Raw genomic sequence first — 16,828 nt, 5'->3', positions numbered from 1 at the left:
TGTCATCGGGCGAGGATCACGGGTATCGGCGGATCGTTCAGCATCTCACGGGTGGTCCTGCCAAAAAGCGTCTCGTGGGCACGTGGGTGACCAGAGCCGCCCATGACCATCGCTTCCGCGCCGGTGATGGACGCATGGCATTTCAGGACGTCCGAAATTCTCGGACGGCTACGCGAAAGTACGTTGATCTCGACCCGGACACCATGTCGGGCCAGGAACAGCGCCAGATCTCCGCCGGGATCCGATCGGTCCCCATGCCGAATGTCGGGATCAACCACGACTACATCGACGAGGCGAGCACGTCGTAGCATGGGCAGGGTGCTACGAGTTGCTCTCAGGGCCTCACGGCTGCCGTTCCACGCCAGAGCCAGTCTATCAGGTGTGGATGACATCTCGACGCAGCCCTCGGGCACAGCGATGATCGGTGGCCCGCCTGCGACCAAGACGGCATTGAACATCGCTGCCGACAGTCTCGGGACATCGATGTGTCGACAAGGCGCGGCGACCACGATCCAGTCAGAGAAGCGCCGAATCTGCTCAAGACCTCCCGCGAACATCCCTTCCTGGAACTGCTGGCGGTGAAACTGGACATCGTGGCGATGGCGCGGAACGAGAGGCTGCAATTGCCGCTCGAGTTCTGTGGCGCACTCCACGGCGGCCTTACGATCTGGCCAGATCAGCGGGATGACGGAGCCGGTCAGAACGGCATTGGGACATGGCGTTTCGACAGCGAGACAATGGATGTCGAGGTAAAAGCTTTCGGTTTCCGACAATGCGATGGCGGTCATGACCGCGCTATGATCGCGCGACGCATCGGTTGCCAGAACCGCCACGGTTCCATGTAACATGCAAGCCTCTCCCATAAGCAACGCTCCTTTAATACGGCCCTCGAGAGCGACTGTGTCTTGATCCTGATCAAGCCATGCCCATCAGGCGCATACGGGATCCTCGCCTATTGCGAGCAGCTGACAGTCTCGCGGTGCCATTGAGCCGGAGCCGGTTTCATGGCGCCCACGGAGCACGATTTCGGTGAGCACGTCAGAACCGCCACCTCTACAAGCCAGCGCTTCTTGACATGGTGAATGGAGCTTGCTCAGGATTTTGAGCGGATTTGATCTGCATCAAGGCCATTCGTCGCCTTGACCCCGATCATGCCACCATGAAGCATATCCCTTTCCCCTCCGATCTTCTCGAAGCGCGTGTGCCCCGATACACGAGCTTTCCGCCTGCCAACCGCTTTTCCTCGGACGTGGGGCCGGCCCAAATGGCGAGCTGGCTTGATGCGGTCCCGGATGGCGCGTCGGTTTCGCTCTATATCCATGTGCCGTTTTGCCGGCGATTGTGCTGGTTCTGTGCCTGTCACACGCAAGGCGCGCGCTCCGACGAGCCCGTCGATCGTTACCTCGATCATCTCGAAGAGGAGATCGCCATGGTTCGGGCAAGGCTGCCGGTCCGGCTTCAAGTCTCCGCGCTCCACCTTGGCGGGGGCACGCCTACCCTTTTGTCTCCTGACCGCCTTGACCGGCTCGCGGCGATGATTGCCGCATCGTTCGCCGATGAAGATGACAGGGAGTTCTCGGTCGAGATAGATCCAGCGGAATGCGACGGCGCACGTCTTGACCGGCTGGTTGCGCACGGATTGACCCGAGCGTCGATCGGTGTGCAGGATTTCGACCCGACTGTGCAGTCTGCGATTGGCCGACAGCAAAGCGCTGAGTTGACGGCCGAGACGGTGCAGGCTCTCCGCGACCGGGGTATCGGGGCCATCAACTTCGATCTGCTTTACGGGCTACCGCATCAATCCCAAGCCACCCTCGCCGATACCCTGCGAAGCGTTCTCGAGATGCGACCGGATCGGATTGCTCTTTACGGCTATGCCCATGTGCCTTGGATGTCGCGAAGGCAGCGGTTGATCCCCGATCATGTCCTGCCGAACTCGCAAGAGCGCGTGGCGCAGTCCTCGATGGCACGCGAGGCATTGATCGCGAACGGCTACGTCCCTGTCGGCATCGATCATTATGCCCTGCCGCATGATGCGCTGGCCGTGGCCGCACGGGCCGGAACGCTGCGGCGGAACTTCCAGGGCTACACGACGGATGAAGCTTCAACTCTAATCGGATTAGGGCCATCGGCGGTTTCGCGATTTGTCCAAGGCTATGCCCAGAACGCGCCAGTCACCGGGCAGTGGCAATCCGCCCTGAGCGGTGGCGCACTGGCTACAGTGCGCGGACATCTTCTTTCGCCGAGTGACCGGCTTCATGCCGATATCATCGAAGCGCTGATGTGCAGCGGCAGCGTGGACCTGGCGGACTGTTGCACGCGTCACGACGCCAACTTGGAGCCGTTCATTCGCATTGCGCGGGATGCGGTCAAGCAGATGCCGGGCGCTGCCCGCCTGGAGGGCACGAGGATCACGGTCACCTCTCCTCTTTGCACGAGACTGATTGCCTCGCGGTTCGACCCCGCGCTCGAGCGGTCGGAGGGCAGGTTCAGCAAAGCCAGCTGAGCCGGAGAAAGGCGCCTTTCAACATATCGAGACATGAGCACCGCTTCTTCCTCAGTTGCAGGTGTTTGCGCAGGCGCACCGGAGGCGCTCCTTCGGCGACGAGGGGGACGAGCGTCGAGCTCTGTTCAGACCGGGAACCGGCCATGAAGTTGAAACTGCCATTTGCTTGATCTGGATCAAACCGGCTCTTGCCGGATGGTGCCACACCCCGGGGATACGAGTGCCTGATGGTGCGAGTGATCGTCGGCGGGGGGGAAAGGAGCGCAACTCCGCTCCGTCCGGCGGGGGAAATCCGAGGGATCGCAATGAAGATGGACAACAACGAAAGCCATGGGCCTGCAACGCCGGCATCGGGCCGATGGAAAACCGATCCGCGCTCCCGCGCCGAGCGTCAGACGATGGTCCGACCGACGGCAGCCGGGCAGGGGTCTTGCCTGCTTTCGGTTCCGGGATTGCGCTGTGGCGGTTGCGTGGCCGCGGTCGAACGGTCTCTGGCCGAACTGCCCCAAGTCGTGTCGGCGCGGGCCAACCTGACGCTGAAGCAGGTGCGGGTGATCTTGGCGCGAGCCGATGACGATCCACTCCCGATCCTTGAGAGGCTCGAAGCTCTCGGCCACGAGGTTCATCCTATCGAGGCTGACCCACAAGCAGATCCGAAAGGTGAGGGTCCGGGGCTGCTACGCGCCATGGCGGTGGCAGGCTTCGGCGCGATGAACGTCATGCTGCTTTCGGTCGCGGTGTGGGCCGGAGCGGACGGCGTCATGCGCGAGACATTCCACCTGATCTCCGGGCTGATCGCGCTGCCCGTGGTGGCCTATGCCGGACAGCCCTTCTTTCGGTCCGCGCTGTCAGCGCTGAAGGCCCGGCGGCTCAACATGGACGTGCCGATCGCGCTCGCAATTCTTCTGGCGGTGGCGCTGAGTCTGTTCGAGACAGCGCGTGGCGGCGACGAGGTGTTCTTCGATGCGGCTGTGACCTTGCTCTTTTTCCTGCTTACGGGGCGCTATCTCGACCAGCTGATGCGGGACCGCGCCCGTAGCGCCGTCACGGGCCTCGCGAAGCTCGCGCCGAAAGGTGCCATGCGCCTGCTGGCGGATGGCGGTCAGGAATGGCTTCCCAAGGAGGAGATCGCGCCGGGCATGCTGCTGATCGTCGCGGCTGGCGAACGGCTGCCGGTCGATGCGCGGATCCGGCACGGCGCCACCGATCTCGATCGATCGATCGTCACCGGTGAGGCGATGCCCGTGTCTGCCGGACCGGGCACGGATCTCGAAGCTGGTACGTTGAACCTCACCGGGGAGATCGAGGTCGAGGTGCTGCGCCCCGCCAGCACTTCTTTCCTCGCCGAAATGATGCGGATGCTGGGTGCTGCCGAAGGCGGACGTGGCAGCTACGTGCGCATCGCCGACCGGGCGGCGCGGCTCTACGCGCCCGTCGTGCATCTCCTGGCGCTCGTGACCTTTGCCGGCTGGCTGTGGGCCACGCGCGACTGGCAGGCTTCTGCCTTCGTCGCGATCAGCGTGCTGATCATCACCTGCCCCTGCGCGCTCGGTCTCGCAGTGCCGGTGGCGCATGTCGTGGCAGCCGGTCGGCTGATGCGCGAGGGCGTGCTGATGAAGGATGGCGCGGCCTTGGAACGGCTGGCCGAGATCGACTGTGCGCTGTTCGACAAGACCGGCACGCTGACCACGGGCATGCCTCGGATCGCCGGGGGACCGAACCACGCGGAGGAACGGGCAATTGCCAAGGCTCTGGCCCAGCGATCGCGCCACCCTGCGGCGCGCGCCATTGCCGCGCAGATCGACGCGCCCGCCATGACGGCTGACGACGTGACGGAGCATCCTGGCCTCGGCGTAGAGGGGGTGGTGCAGGACCGGCGCGCAAGGCTGGGTCGTGCGACCTGGGTCGCCGAGATTGCCACAGGGCCTCGGCCCGAGACCGGCCCTGCATTTGCTATCGAAGGGCAGCCGGCCCGCATGTTCGATCTCGACGAGACGCTGCGACCCGCGGCACGAGATGCCGTGGCAGCTCTCAAGGCAACGGGCCTGCCCGTGGCGCTTCTGTCGGGGGATGGGGATGACCGCGCGGCCCGGGTCGCAGCGATCACCGGGATCGACGAGGTGCATCATGGCGCGACGCCCGCGCAGAAGGTGGCGCTGCTCGACGGGCTGCGCGACCGCGGCCACCGCACGTTGATGGTCGGCGACGGGCTCAACGACGCGGCGGCCCTGGCGGCCGCGCATGTCTCGATGGCACCGGCGAGCGCATCCGAGGCGGGCCGCACCGCGGCCGATTTCGTGATCCTGCGCGAGACGCTCGATGCCGTGCCGGCGACTTACGGGCTTGCACGTGCCACCGCGCGGATCGTGCGGCAGAACTTCGCCCTCGCCATAGCCTACAACTGTATCGCCATTCCGCTGGCCATGGCGGGCCTGGTCACGCCGCTGATCGCGGCGCTGGCGATGTCCGGCTCGTCGATTTTGGTCATCGGCAACGCGCTGAGGCTGAACGGGCGTCTTGCGTTGCCCAAGGCCCGGCCGGAGCCACAAGCCCTGATGATGCCGGCATGAGCGTTCTGGCCTTCCTGATCCCGGTGACCCTCGCCATGGGCGCCATCGGCCTCGCGGCCTTCTTCTGGAGCCTGCGAAACGGTCAGTACGAGGATCTCTCCGGTGATGCCGAGCGCATCCTGTTCGATGCCCAGGACAGGCCACTGACACCCAAACGCGCCTCCCCGCGCCGCGACACGATTTCGAAGGAGACGACGACATGATATCGAGCTTGACCCAGGCGGAACGCGGGGCGGCGATGCTGATCACGCTGGCCGGCATGGTGGCGGGTCTCGCCATGGCCGCGGCCGGGCAGGGCGATCCGATGGGCGCGCATGGCTGGATCGTGCTGATCTTCTTCGCCCTGTTCTTCGGCCTTCTGGCTCGTGCCGCTTACGGGACCGACGAGCCAGAGGACCGCGGCCTTGCCTACTATGACGACCCCACCAAGGTCGGCATCCTGATTGCGCTTGCCTGGGCAGTGATCGCGATGGGCATGGGGGTGTGGGTCGCAGCGCAACTGGCGTGGCCGGACCTGCGCTTCGACGCGGCATGGTCGGGCTTTGGGCGGCTGCGCCCGGTCCATACCTCGGGCGTGATATTCGGCTTTGGCGGCAACGCGCTGATTGCCACCTCATTTCACATCATGCAGCGCACCTCGCGCGCGCGAATGCCCGGGCAGGTCGCGCCGTGGTTCGTGCTTTTCGGCTTCAACCTGTTCTGCATCATCGCCGCGAGCGGCTACCTGATGGGTGTCACCCAATCCAAGGAATACGCCGAGCCCGAATGGTATGCCGACATCTGGCTTGTGGTCGTCTGGGTGGTCTATTTCACGCTCTATATCCGCACGCTGGCGCGACGCCGCGAGCCGCATATCTACGTCGCCAACTGGTATTATCTCGCCTTCATTCTCGTCGTGGCGGTGCTGCACATCGTCAACAACCTCGCGGTGCCCGCCTCGTGGACCGGGGCCAAGAGCTACTCGGCCTTCTCGGGCGTGCAGGACGCGATGACCCAGTGGTGGTACGGGCACAACGCGGTCGCGTTCTTCCTGACCTCGGGCTTTCTGGGCATGCTCTATTACTTCCTGCCCAAGCGCGCCGAGCGGCCGATCTATTCCTACCGGCTGTCGATCCTGTCGTTCTGGGGGATCACCTTCTTCTACATCTGGGCCGGTTCGCACCACCTGCACTACACTGCGCTGCCGCACTGGGTGCAGACGCTGGGGATGACCTTTTCGGTGATGCTGCTGGTGCCGTCCTGGGCCAGCGCCGGGAACGCGCTGATGACGCTCAACGGCGCGTGGCACAAGGTGCGCGACGACGCGACGCTGCGCTTCATGATGGTGGCGGCGGTGTTTTATGGCCTGTCGACCTTCGAGGGCTCGTTCATGGCGATCCGCCCGGTCAACGGGCTGTCGCACTACACGGACTGGACCATCGGCCATGTCCATGCGGGCGCGATGGGTTGGGTGGCGCTGATCACCTTCGGGTCGATCTACGCGCTGGTTCCGGGCCTGTGGCGGCGCGAGACGATGTATTCGTGGAAGGCGGTCGAGTGGCACTTCTGGCTCGCCCTTGCAGGGACCGTCATCTACGTCTTCGCGATGTGGAACAGCGGCATCATCCAGGGGCTGATGTGGCGCACCTACGGCGAGAGCGGCACGCTGCGATATTCCTTCACCGACAGCCTCGTGGCGATGCACCCCTACTACGTGGCGCGCGCCTTCGGCGGTCTGCTGTTCGTCACCGGCGCGATCATTGGCGCGTGGAACGTGGTGATGACAATCCGCCACGTGCCGCATCAAGTGCCCGCGCGCGACCACCCCACCACGTCCGAGACCATGGAGCCGGCCCTGCCGGTCGCGGAGTGATCCGATGAAGACCATCTTCAAACCCCTCCTGAAACCCTTCGCCGCCTTCTTCGAGGGCCACGCCAAGGTACATTACCGGCTCGAGCGGCATTCGCTCGGCCTCACCGCCGCGATCATCGTCGCGGCCGGGATCGGCGGCTTCATCGAGATCGCGCCGCTCTTCACCATCGACGAGACGGTCGAGGCGGCGCCCGACATGCGGCTCTACACGCCGCTCGAACAAGCCGGGCGCGACATCTATATCCGCGAGGGTTGCTACGCCTGTCACAGCCAGATGATCCGTGCCTTGCGCGATGAGGTCGAGCGCTACGGTCCCTATTCGCTGGCCGCGGAGTCGCAATACGATCACCCGATGCTCTGGGGCTCCAAGCGCACCGGACCGGATCTCGCCCGGCTGGGTGAGAAATATTCCGACGATTGGCACGTGCGCCACTTGGTCGATCCGCGCGCGCTGGTGCCGGAATCGGTGATGCCGCACTACGCCTTCCTGCTCGATGCGGGGCTCGATGTCGAAAGCCTGCCCGACAGGTTGGCGGCATTGCGCGCGGTCGGTGTGCCCTACAGCGACGAGATGATCGCCTCGGCCTCGGTCGACGCGATCGGACAGGCGCTGCCCGACACAGACCGTGCCGACGGGGTGTTCGACCGCTACGGCGAGGAGACCGCCGTGCGCCTGTTCGACGGCACCGCCGACAGGGTGAGCGAGATGGATGCGCTGGTGGCCTACCTGCAGGTCCTCGGGCGGCTCACCGATCTGCCTGCGCAAATCCAGCCCGTACCGGAGGGATGAGCATGGAAATCTCGCACGAGCTGTTCGTGGGCTTCTCGAAATCCTTCGGGCTTTTCTACCTGATCGCGCTGTCGGTCGGCATCACGCTCTACGCCTTCTGGCCGTCCCTTGGGGGCCGGTTCGACAAGGCGGCGAAGAGCATTCTGAACGACGAGGACGGACCATGTCGGTAAAGGACCGCGACCCGCTGACGGGTCATCAGACCACCGGGCACGAGTGGGACGGGATCACCGAGTTGAACACCCGCGTGCCCCGCATCGTCTGGATCGCCATCATCGTCACCCATGTCTGGGCGCTTGCCGTCTGGATCCTGCTGCCCGCCTGGCCGCTGGTGTCGAGCTATACCAAGGGTGTCCTGGGGATCGATCAACAGGAAGAGGTCGAGCAGGACATCCTGCGTGCCGGCCTTGCAAGGAGCGACTGGCTTTCCGCGATCGACGAAATGCCGATCGAGGAAATCCGCGCCGATCCCGAATTGATGTCGCGGATCGCGAGCACGGCGCCGGCGCTCTTTGGCGACAACTGCGCGGCCTGCCACGGTGCGGCGGCCACCGGGGGCCCGGGGTTCCCGAGCCTCGTCGACGAGGCCTGGCTTTGGGGCGGCGACGCCGAGGCGGTGATGGAAACACTGCGTGTCGGCATCAACGCGCAACATCCGGACACGCGATGGGCCCAGATGCTGGCTTTCGGGCGCGACGGGATCCTGTCGCGCGGCAAAATCCGCAGCGTCGTAAGCTATGTGCGGTCGCTGTCGGGCACCGAGACCGCGCCGGAAATCCGCGAAGTCGGGGCCACGATCTTCGCCGAGAACTGTTCGAGCTGTCATGGGGTCGAAGGGCAGGGCAATACCGACATTGGTGCGCCGGATCTGACGGATGATTTCTGGATCTATGGCGGCGATGAGCACGCGGTTTACCGGACGATCTGGGACGGTCGGCAAGGCATGATGCCCGCGTGGGAGGAGCGTCTGAGCCTCGCCGATCGCAAGATGCTCACTGTCTACTTGCAGGATCTGGCAGGGGAGGCGGCGCCATGACGGCTTGGTTCGAAACTCCGATCCGGGCGCGTCTCGCGGGCCTTGCCCTTTGCGTTGCGGTGATCGCCATCTTCGCCGCAGCCAATGCCCATCTCATCGCCGTCTCCTTCGCCTCGCAGCCCGACTGCGTCCTGTCATCGTCCTTGGAAGGCGCCGCGTTCCGCGCGGCGAAACCCGCATGCTGAGCAACCGCACCGATCCGCCGCCCCCGGACAACCCGCATGCCGCGGGTGCCATCCCCAAGGTCGTGCCGCCGCTGCCGACCCCGAACCCGCATGCACGCAACCTGCCTGTGAGCACCGCCTTGAGTTGGCTAAACGCAGGTTGGCGGGACCTGCGCGCCGATCCCGGACCGAGCCTTGCCTACGGGACTGGCGTCTTCATGCTTTCGGCCTCGATCGTCTGGCTGATGGTCCGGCTCGGGTTGGGATATGCGCTATTCCCGGCCCTGGCAGGCTTCATGGTGATCGGTCCGCTGATCGCCAATGGCCTTTACGAGAAGAGCCGGCGCCTCGAGGGGGGCAAGAGGACCAGCCTCGGGCAAATGCTCTTCGTTCGACCCCGTTCGGGCCACCAGGCGCTGTTCATGGGGGTCCTGCTTCTGGGGCTGTTCCTGCTATGGATGCGCGCCGCAGTGCTGATCTATGCGCTCTTCTTCGGCATCAACCCGTTTCCCGGCATGAACGAGATCGTGCCGATGCTGTTCCTGACGCCGACAGGGTGGGCGCTGTTGTTGGTGGGCGGGACCGTGGGCGCGCTGTTCGCGGCCTTCGCCTTCGCGATCAGCGTGTTCGGGGTGCCGATGCTGCTTCAGGAAAGAACTGACGCGCTCTCGGCGCTCGGGATCAGCATGGCGATGGTGTGGAACAACCTGGCCGTCATGCTGGCCTGGGGCGCTGTCGTCTTCGCGCTGTTCGTGGTTTGTGTGCTGACGGCCTTCGCAGGGTTGATCATCGTGTTTCCCGTGCTCGGCCATGCCACGTGGCATGCCTACCGCGCGATCCGCGCCGATGACCGGCAGACCGGCGATGCCGAGCGAATGTTCATCCGTCCCGCCTGAGCCGGCGTGAGCTCGCCGATCCCTCCTGTGGATGTCTCGCCCGCAGGAGGGCCGAACCGCGCACGGTTTGATCTCGGACAAGGCGGGTCAAACCCGCAGAGCGCATGTTTTCGATGCCGGTCATGAACGGACCGTACCCGCAACAGGAGAGCCACAATGAAGGTCGTCATCCTCTTTGCAAGTCTTGAGGGGCAAACTCGAAAGATCGCACATTTCGCCCAAGACATGCTGCGAAATGCGGGCCACGATGTTGCCCTGTTCGATGCCGCGGACAAGAAGGCCAGTATCGATCTCGAAAACGCCGAGAGGATCATTCTCGCCGGGTCCGTCCATGAAAGGCGCCATCCCATGGCGCTCGAGGTCTTTCTTGCCGCGCATCGACACGCGTTGGAGGCGCATCCGACGCTGCTGATCTCCGTCAGCCTCAGCGCTGCTTTCCCGGAGGGCCTCGAGGAGGCGGAGGATTACCTGGTAGAGATGATGATGCGCACACGCTTCACGCCAAGCCATCCCGCACTGGTCGCGGGCGCCGTCCGCACCAGGAAATACGACTACTTCGCGCAGCAGGTGGTGCGGCACGTCGTGTTGCGCGGGCGCGACTATGACCCGAATGAAGAAGAGCACGAATTCACTGACTGGGCTCGCCTGGAGGCGACCCTGTGGGATTTCATGTCGCCGCGATTGATCCACTCAAGAGCTTCGGTATCTGCATCTGTTTCGGGCTGAGCCCGAGACCCGACGCAGGCGCGACAAGTCTTCAGCTTCCGCTGGCCTCCTTAATGATCCAGTCCCGGAATGCTTGGATCTCGGGCCGCAGCGCCGACGCGCGGTCGATGACAAGGTGATGTTGGAGGTCCGAAACCGTGGTCTCCTCGACAGGCCGCAGCAGTCGTCCTGTGGCGAGGTCGTCAGCCACGAGGGATGAGCGTACCAGCGCGAAACCACGCCCTTGGCGACAGGCCTTCAGCATTTCGGAAAAGGACACGAACTCTCCGATCGTCCTGTCCGAGAGATGCCGCGCGATCTCGGTGTCGTTAATTATCTGCTCCCCGTAGATCTGGACCAGCCAGCGTTCCCAGTCGAGCACCGTATGGCGGCCGCCCTTGTAGCGCAGCAGCGGTGCGGCGTTGAAGGCTTGGGTTTCGGGTAGGCGATCCGCAAGATCCGGAGAGCAAACCGCGAACTCCTCTTCGAGCCCGAGGCGCAGACTTTCGTGCTCCGGGCTCCCGCCGCCGAGCCAGATCGCCAGATCCGCTTCTCCTGCGTGCAGATCCGCTCGCCGGTAATCCATTGAGAGGCTGAGGCTGATGTCAGGATGCGCCTTCAGGAACTGCTCGAGCCGCGGTGCCAACCACTGCGTGCCGAACTCGGGCGTCGTCTGGATCACGAGCCGGCCCGCCATTGCGGCTCGACGTGCGGCGGCAAAACCATCGCGCAAGAGTGCCAGGCCGCCCTCGACCGAGGGCTGAAGCGACCGGCCGAGCGGTGTAAGCGAAGCGCCCGACCGATCCCGAACGAAGACCGGCTGCCCGACGAACGCCTCGAGTTGCGCGATCTGGTGGCTTACCGCTGTCTGCGTCAGGCCGAGCGCCTCTGCAGCCCGTGTGAAGTTGCGCAGTTCGGCCACCGCCGCGAATGCGCGCAGGCAGGTCATCGAAGGTAGGGCCGTGGATTCAACTATCATGAGCGGAATTGATGGAATGCATGTCGGCTATCCGTTTCACTCGACCTTCTCCAGGCCTGATGATCAAGGGGTAAGCTTCCACCAGCCTGGAGATCAGACCATGTTTTCATTTGCGTTCAAAGCTGTCCCCTGGCGAAGAAACTACCTGCCTCGCGACAACGAGCATCTGCGGCGAGATGTCGGCCTATGCGGTGAGCAGCATGAACCTGTCGAATGGTGGCGGCATCGGGCCCGCCTCAGGTAGAACCGATGATGGCGGCGAGCAGTTGCAGCTGACCGGCTGGCTTGGGACCGGCAACAACCCCAGCATCCGACCTTCTATGTTGCTGCCATTGAGAAGACCTGGTTCTGGAAGGTGTGTAGGCTTCTTCGCCTAACCCGATAAGGACCATGGCCGCTGTGGGCAAGATCAGCGTTTCGATTGCTTTGGACGATGGAGCACGTCTGTCCCGATGAGGCCGCGGGCCGAAGGTAGGGTGTCCCTATCTCCTTCCCAGCCCGACTGCCGGTTTCACCTCTGCTCAGGAATCAGGCAGACACGACGACAGCGCGAAAGCATTCAGCTTCGCGCGCTGCTCTCGGAGAAACCCGAATGCGCGCCTGGCATCAATTCTATCCCGCGCTGCCGGCGTCTCAGAGATCCGAGCAACTGCGGGCCGGTTTCGGGGCCTTGATCGGCATCAGCCTCTGCGCCGCGCTGGTGAGCTTGGGCGCCACCTGGGCTGGTCCGGAGCTCTTTCTCGTGGCGCCGCTCGGCGCGACGGCGGTGCTGGTCTTCTGTGTGCCGAACTCGCCGCTTGCTCAGCCCTGGTCCGCAATCGTGGGCAACGTGACCTCGGCCCTGATTGCGCTGCTCGCGATCCGGTTTGTCCCCGCACCCTGGACGGCCGGCATGGCGGTCGGCACCGCGATCGCCGCGATGATGGTCATGCGCGCCCTGCACCCTCCCGGTGGGGCCGTTGCCCTGCTGATGGCGCTCGACCCGGCGCTGGCGCTGGAGGCCGGGCCGGTCTTCGCGCTGATGCCCGTGGGGGTGACGACGGCTGCGCTGGTCCTTGCGGCCATCATCTACAATCGGATGACGGGCCGGGCCTACCCGTTCCGCCATCCGGACGCGGACGGCGTCCAAGATCCCGCATTGCGACTGGGGCTATCGACCGAACAACTCGGTGCGCTGCTGGAGCGATTCAATCAGTCGACGAATGTTGGCATCGCTGACCTTGGACGGCTGCTCGCGGCCGCAGAGGCAGAAGCGGCGCAGCATCGCTTCGCGGGCACGACCTGCGCCGACATCATGACCAAGAATCTCATCACCGTGCAGCCCGGCACGACGTTGACCGAGGCAGCACAGCTTTTTCGCGCCCATGCCATCAAGAGCCTCCCCGTCGTGGAGGAGGGCATGAGGCTGCGCGGCCTCGTGCTTCAATCCGATCTTCTCGCCCCGATGGCAGCCGGGAGCGGCTTTGGGGCGCAACAGCAGATCGCTGCCCCATGCACCGTCGCCGATGTCATGCGCGCGGCCGATTGTGCCGCCCCCCATGATCTGGCGGTCGGGGTTCTGTTAAACCGGCTGGCCGTTCAGGGAACCGAGGTCATACCGGTGGAAAGGGACGGGCGGCTGGTCGGTATCCTGACCCGCTCCGACATGATCCGGCTGCTGCTGAGTGGCGCCGAAGAGCGCTCCGCGGCATAATCGTTCCGCCCAGTCTCGTCACGGGTCGAGGAATCCTCCGCGCGTCATCGCGCGGCTGGTTATCTTCTCCATCGTCGGGTGTTTGGTTACTCTCTCAAGCTGCGTAGCTTGGCACACCACTGAACCATATCGCCGATATTGTGCAGGTGCAGCATCGCGCCTAGCTTGCCTTGCATGACTTACACGATCGCTATTTCTGGCCGCATGATCCTCGCCTGCGCCCCCGATGGTCAGCCAGCGGAGCTTGCCCGTCGCTTGGAAATGGTTCTGCCCGGCGACATCGGCATGCGGACGCGAATAGAAAGCCAACTGGTCACGGTGACAGGCGTCACCTTGTTTCCGGACGACGTGACCGCATTCCGGGCTGGCGCCGTCGATCTCTGGCACGCCCGCCCCGGTGCCTTGAACGGCTTTGCCGATGCGGAGGGAAGGCGGGTGACCGTCGCAGCGCGGTTGGGCGGTCGGAAGCCTTGGGGCAACCGCCTGTGAAAAATGCCCGCCATCGGCGATGGCGAGCAGGAAGGGAAGGTTGCCAAGACAGGCATCCATGATGCGCGAGGACCACTCGCCGGTTCACGCTTCACGAGCGCAAGCCAGACGTCAATGCTTCAGGATTGCGCATCCCGCGGGATCACCAGGCCATTGCAAGATTGCGCCGACACCGGGACGGAAAGCTGAAGGCATAGCTTTGTAAACGCCATTCCCCTGTCAGGTCACATTACGTCAGCCATGCCATAGGCCAAAGCACGATCTGCGGCAGCGCGGCGACGAGCAGCAGGACAATGATGTTGATGGCGTAGAACGGCAATGCGGCGATGACGATTTTCTCGGCAGGGACCTTCGAGACATAGGCGGTGGCAAAAAGGCAGGTGCCAACGGGGGGTGAAGCAAGGCCCACTGCAAGGCTTGCTACCATGAAGATGAGGAAATGCATCGGATGCACGCCCGCGGCCATGGCGGCAGGCATCAGCACGGGGATCAGCATCAGCGCGGCGGCGACAATATCCATGAGCATGCCCACGATCAAAAAGATCAGCCCCATCAGTAGCAACGTGGTGAAACCCGAGCCGCCGAGCAGCGACAGGACACCGGATGCCTTCTGCGGCAACATGTCGACCGTGAAGACGAAGGTTGCCGCGCTTGCCACCATCAGGATGAGGAGTACCGATCCCGCAGACTGACCGGCCAGCACCGTGAGATCCCAAAGGTCCCGCCAGCCCGCTTCTCGGTGTACCAGCGCTGCAACTGAAAAGGTATACAGCACCGCCAGGCCGGCCGCTTCTGTCGGGGTGACAATGCCCGAGAACATACCCGTCAGAATGATGACCGGCGCGCCAACCGACGGGGCGGCACGCAGGAGTGCACGTAGCATCCGGCGACCATCGAACGCGCTCAACGTACCATAGCCATATCGGCGCGCCGCAAAGACATTGTAACTCGCCAGCGCGAAAGCCAGCAGCAACCCCGGTCCAAGACCCCCCGCCAGTGCGCCGCCCACAGATTGCCCGGCAGCGGCGGCCGCGACGATGATGAGGATCGAGGGCGGCACCAATGTTGCCAAGGTCGACGTGATCAGTGTCAGCGCCGCCGAATAGGGCAAAGGGTAGCCGCGGGAGGTCATCGAGCGAATGGTGATCGGCCCGAGGCTCGCGATATCAGCCACTGAAGAGCCCGATATCCCTCCGAAAACGAATGAAGAGGCGATATTGACATGTCCCAGCCCGCCGCGCATCCGCCCTACCATGGCCTCTGCCGCATCGAAGATCCGTTCCGAGAGGCCGCCGCGCTCCATGATCTGACCGGCGAGAATGAATAGCGGCACTGCGATCAACAGGAACGAGTTGATCGAGGTCGCCATCGACTGGGTCAGCATCGATAGTGGCAGGTCGAACCACCACAGTGTGCCGACCGTGGCTAGGCCAAGCGAAACCGAGAGCGGTATCCCAAGGATGGCAAGGACGGCAAAGACGAGGAGTAGCGTCGCACTCATTTCAATGTCCCTCCATGACGGGAGTAGCGGTTTCGGCCGCGCTATTGCTGGCTCCACCTGCAGGGGGCTGCTCGATAGGATCATTGCCCTTCTCGCTACAGATCGCCTCGATCGTGTGAAGCGCAGCGCCGAGCATCGATAGCCCCGCACCCAAAACCAGGGGCAAGGTAAAGAGCCACATGCCTACCTGCAGGATAGCCGACTGTTCTCCGAACCGTAGCTGCTGATGCAGCAGCTCAGTGCCGTGCCAGGCGACCAGGGCGAAGAGGATCATGGCGGCGAGAGGCGGAAGAAGTTTCAAAGCCACAGCCGCGCGCGGGGGCAAGAGGGAGGTTAGCACCGAGAGAGAGGGGTGTGCGCCATGCCGAAACCCTGTCCCGAGACCGAGCCAGATTGTCCAAATGAACAGCAGGCGTGACAACTCCTCCGTCCAAGCAATGGAGGCCCCAGCCAGCCGAGAACCGACCTGCAAGGCGATGAGCATGACCATGCCGAGCACACTGACCGCTATCACGGTGTCAACGACGCGCCAGAGCAAACGGTCGATCCATTTCATTTCGCCCCTCCCTTAGAAGGTGGGCGACCTCCTCGATCGCCCACCGTTGATCAGTTCTGTACGAAGGCGAGGCTCTCGGCCATGAACTCGGCCCCGATCTGGTCCTCATAGTCCGCATAGATGCCACGCGCGATGTCCTGAACGCGTGCCAGTTCCCCATCAGCGAACTGGTTTACCTGCATGCCGGCATCTTTGAGCTTCTCGATGATCTCGGCTTCCTGAGCAATTTCCTGGTCGTCGTGCTCGGTGATCATTTCAGCAGCCGCCTCTTCCACGGCGGCGTGGTGCGCCTCCGGGATCTTGTCCCAAGCCTGCCCTGACAGCGCGACGAGAAAACTGTCGGCCAGATGCTGGGTCATGTTGAGATGGCCCTGCACTTCGTAAAGACGGTTGTTCCACGGCACCTCTACCGGGTTTTCCTGCCCATCGATCGCCTTGAGCTGCAGTGCCGAGTAAACCTCGGAGAAGGCCATCGGGGTCGGGTTCGCGCCGAGCGCCTTGAACAGCGAAACGAACAGCGGATTATTCGGGGTGCGCAGCGTTACGCCCGAAAAGTCCTCGGCGGTCGTGATTGGCGTGTCGCGCGTTGTCACGTTCCGGAAGGTGCGCAGAAAGAACCCCAGGCCATGGATGCCGAGCCGATCAAGCGACGCGAGAAGCTGTTGTCCTGGGGCACCGCCAAGATAGGCGCGCAGCTGGTCGTAGTCAGAGAACAGGTAGGGCAGCGAAATCGCGTTCATCTTGGGCTCGAATGAAGCGTAGACGGAGCTTGCAAGGATCAGCCCGTCAAGCGCCCCGGATCCAAGTTGGTTGACCGCCGCGTTCTGGTCTTTCCCGAACAACAGACCATCGGGAAATACCTGAATGGTTACCTCTCCGCCGGTCTTCTCAGACACCAGCTCGGCGAAACGGGTGGCGGCCCGGCCAACCGAGCTTTCGGCCGGATCGGGCACGGCAAGCCGCAGGCTGGTGGCAGCCCAGACGGGCCGTGCCTGCAGGCCGAAGCCCGAAGCAATGGCGGCCGTGCCTCCAATCTGTGCCATTATCCGGCGGCGGGTGATAGTGTAGGTCATCAGGGTCTCCTCCCTCTT

17 protein-coding genes are annotated in these 16,828 nt (G+C 63.8%); 12 read left to right on the top strand and 5 right to left on the bottom strand.

Annotated features, from left to right (window positions below; translation table 11 throughout):
• Positions 1-2 precede the first annotated feature (2 nt).
• Positions 3-788 carry a universal stress protein gene (locus T8T21_RS17555; protein WP_322337959.1) on the bottom strand — a complete coding sequence of 262 codons (786 nt, stop codon included), beginning with the start codon at positions 786-788 and terminating at the stop codon, positions 3-5.
• Positions 789-1,111: 323 nt separating this feature from the next.
• Between T8T21_RS17555 and hemN the strand changes: the two genes are divergently transcribed.
• The 10 genes from hemN to T8T21_RS17505 all read left to right on the top strand — a co-directional run bounded on the left by hemN (position 1,112) and on the right by T8T21_RS17505 (position 10,540).
• On the top strand, positions 1,112-2,506 hold the full coding sequence (gene hemN, locus T8T21_RS17550; protein ID WP_322337958.1) for an oxygen-independent coproporphyrinogen III oxidase: 1,395 nt from the start codon (positions 1,112-1,114) through the stop codon (positions 2,504-2,506).
• 470 nt (positions 2,507-2,976) lie between these two features.
• Positions 2,977-5,076, top strand: a complete 2,100-nt coding sequence (locus T8T21_RS17545; RefSeq protein ID WP_322337957.1) for a heavy metal translocating P-type ATPase — start codon at positions 2,977-2,979, stop codon at positions 5,074-5,076.
• Complete coding sequence (gene ccoS / locus T8T21_RS17540) at positions 5,073-5,279, top strand: cbb3-type cytochrome oxidase assembly protein CcoS (protein WP_407660149.1); 207 nt, start codon at positions 5,073-5,075, stop codon at positions 5,277-5,279. The genes T8T21_RS17545 and ccoS overlap by 4 nt, the downstream gene beginning before the upstream one ends.
• Complete coding sequence (gene ccoN / locus T8T21_RS17535; RefSeq protein WP_322337956.1) at positions 5,276-6,928, top strand: cytochrome-c oxidase, cbb3-type subunit I; 1,653 nt, start codon at positions 5,276-5,278, stop codon at positions 6,926-6,928. The genes ccoS and ccoN overlap by 4 nt, the downstream gene beginning before the upstream one ends.
• A 4-nt stretch (positions 6,929-6,932) precedes the next feature.
• Positions 6,933-7,718 (top strand): cytochrome-c oxidase, cbb3-type subunit II, encoded by a 786-nt coding sequence (gene ccoO / locus T8T21_RS17530; RefSeq protein WP_322337955.1) that lies wholly within the window; start codon positions 6,933-6,935, stop codon positions 7,716-7,718.
• A 2-nt stretch (positions 7,719-7,720) separates the two neighbouring features.
• A complete protein-coding gene (locus tag T8T21_RS17525) occupies positions 7,721-7,891 on the top strand; it encodes a cbb3-type cytochrome c oxidase subunit 3 (protein ID WP_322337954.1) in 171 nt (56 codons plus the stop codon).
• On the top strand, positions 7,882-8,754 hold the full coding sequence (ccoP, locus tag T8T21_RS17520) for a cytochrome-c oxidase, cbb3-type subunit III (protein ID WP_322337953.1): 873 nt from the start codon (positions 7,882-7,884) through the stop codon (positions 8,752-8,754). Before T8T21_RS17525 ends, ccoP begins: the two co-directional genes overlap by 10 nt.
• A complete protein-coding gene (locus T8T21_RS17515; protein ID WP_322337952.1) occupies positions 8,751-8,939 on the top strand; it encodes a hypothetical protein in 189 nt (62 codons plus the stop codon). The genes ccoP and T8T21_RS17515 overlap by 4 nt, the downstream gene beginning before the upstream one ends.
• A complete protein-coding gene (locus T8T21_RS17510) occupies positions 8,933-9,814 on the top strand; it encodes a DUF2189 domain-containing protein (RefSeq protein ID WP_322337951.1) in 882 nt (293 codons plus the stop codon). Before T8T21_RS17515 ends, T8T21_RS17510 begins: the two co-directional genes overlap by 7 nt.
• Positions 9,815-9,970: 156 nt before the next feature.
• Entirely contained in the window at positions 9,971-10,540 is a 570-nt protein-coding gene (locus T8T21_RS17505; RefSeq protein WP_322337950.1) for a flavodoxin domain-containing protein, read from the top strand.
• 31 nt (positions 10,541-10,571) lie between these two features.
• Here T8T21_RS17505 and T8T21_RS17500 read toward each other — a convergent pair whose 3' ends face one another.
• On the bottom strand, positions 10,572-11,468 hold the full coding sequence (locus tag T8T21_RS17500) for a LysR substrate-binding domain-containing protein (RefSeq protein ID WP_322337949.1): 897 nt from the start codon (positions 11,466-11,468) through the stop codon (positions 10,572-10,574).
• 622 nt (positions 11,469-12,090) lie between these two features.
• On the opposite strand from T8T21_RS17500, the gene T8T21_RS17495 reads away from it, so the two are divergent.
• Both T8T21_RS17495 and T8T21_RS17490 read left to right on the top strand, forming a co-directional pair.
• A complete protein-coding gene (locus T8T21_RS17495; RefSeq protein WP_322337948.1) occupies positions 12,091-13,191 on the top strand; it encodes an HPP family protein in 1,101 nt (366 codons plus the stop codon).
• A 174-nt stretch (positions 13,192-13,365) separates the two neighbouring features.
• Positions 13,366-13,680 (top strand): hypothetical protein, encoded by a 315-nt coding sequence (locus T8T21_RS17490; RefSeq protein ID WP_322337947.1) that lies wholly within the window; start codon positions 13,366-13,368, stop codon positions 13,678-13,680.
• 229 nt (positions 13,681-13,909) lie between these two features.
• On the opposite strand, the gene T8T21_RS17485 is transcribed toward T8T21_RS17490, so the two are convergent.
• From T8T21_RS17485 to T8T21_RS17475, 3 genes are read right to left on the bottom strand one after another with little or no spacing between them, the layout of a single operon-like run.
• Entirely contained in the window at positions 13,910-15,181 is a 1,272-nt protein-coding gene (locus T8T21_RS17485; RefSeq protein ID WP_322337946.1) for a TRAP transporter large permease, read from the bottom strand.
• Between the two features lies 1 nt (position 15,182).
• A complete protein-coding gene (locus T8T21_RS17480; RefSeq protein WP_322337945.1) occupies positions 15,183-15,737 on the bottom strand; it encodes a TRAP transporter small permease in 555 nt (184 codons plus the stop codon).
• Between the two features lie 50 nt (positions 15,738-15,787).
• Complete coding sequence (locus T8T21_RS17475) at positions 15,788-16,810, bottom strand: DctP family TRAP transporter solute-binding subunit (RefSeq protein WP_322337944.1); 1,023 nt, start codon at positions 16,808-16,810, stop codon at positions 15,788-15,790.
• Positions 16,811-16,828: the final 18 nt, after the last annotated feature.

Source organism: Limimaricola variabilis (assembly GCF_034371605.1).
In the GTDB taxonomy this organism is placed as follows: Bacteria; Pseudomonadota; Alphaproteobacteria; order Rhodobacterales; family Rhodobacteraceae; genus Limimaricola; species Limimaricola variabilis.
Note: the sequence above shows the minus strand (reverse complement) of the source record. Positions and strands in the feature narration are given on the sequence as shown.

Coding starts and splice junctions, on each gene's coding strand:
- T8T21_RS17555 (WP_322337959.1), bottom strand. CDS start 788: ATGACCGCCATCGCATTGTCGGAAACCGAAAGCTTTTACCTCGACATC.
- ccoS (WP_407660149.1), top strand. CDS start 5,073: ATGAGCGTTCTGGCCTTCCTGATCCCGGTGACCCTCGCCATGGGCGCC.
- ccoN (WP_322337956.1), top strand. CDS start 5,276: ATGATATCGAGCTTGACCCAGGCGGAACGCGGGGCGGCGATGCTGATC.
- ccoO (WP_322337955.1), top strand. CDS start 6,933: ATGAAGACCATCTTCAAACCCCTCCTGAAACCCTTCGCCGCCTTCTTC.
- T8T21_RS17525 (WP_322337954.1), top strand. CDS start 7,721: ATGGAAATCTCGCACGAGCTGTTCGTGGGCTTCTCGAAATCCTTCGGG.
- ccoP (WP_322337953.1), top strand. CDS start 7,882: ATGTCGGTAAAGGACCGCGACCCGCTGACGGGTCATCAGACCACCGGG.
- T8T21_RS17515 (WP_322337952.1), top strand. CDS start 8,751: ATGACGGCTTGGTTCGAAACTCCGATCCGGGCGCGTCTCGCGGGCCTT.
- T8T21_RS17510 (WP_322337951.1), top strand. CDS start 8,933: ATGCTGAGCAACCGCACCGATCCGCCGCCCCCGGACAACCCGCATGCC.
- T8T21_RS17505 (WP_322337950.1), top strand. CDS start 9,971: ATGAAGGTCGTCATCCTCTTTGCAAGTCTTGAGGGGCAAACTCGAAAG.
- T8T21_RS17500 (WP_322337949.1), bottom strand. CDS start 11,468: ATGACCTGCCTGCGCGCATTCGCGGCGGTGGCCGAACTGCGCAACTTC.
- T8T21_RS17495 (WP_322337948.1), top strand. CDS start 12,091: ATGCGCGCCTGGCATCAATTCTATCCCGCGCTGCCGGCGTCTCAGAGA.
- T8T21_RS17490 (WP_322337947.1), top strand. CDS start 13,366: ATGACTTACACGATCGCTATTTCTGGCCGCATGATCCTCGCCTGCGCC.
- T8T21_RS17485 (WP_322337946.1), bottom strand. CDS start 15,181: ATGAGTGCGACGCTACTCCTCGTCTTTGCCGTCCTTGCCATCCTTGGG.
- T8T21_RS17480 (WP_322337945.1), bottom strand. CDS start 15,737: ATGAAATGGATCGACCGTTTGCTCTGGCGCGTCGTTGACACCGTGATA.
- T8T21_RS17475 (WP_322337944.1), bottom strand. CDS start 16,810: ATGACCTACACTATCACCCGCCGCCGGATAATGGCACAGATTGGAGGC.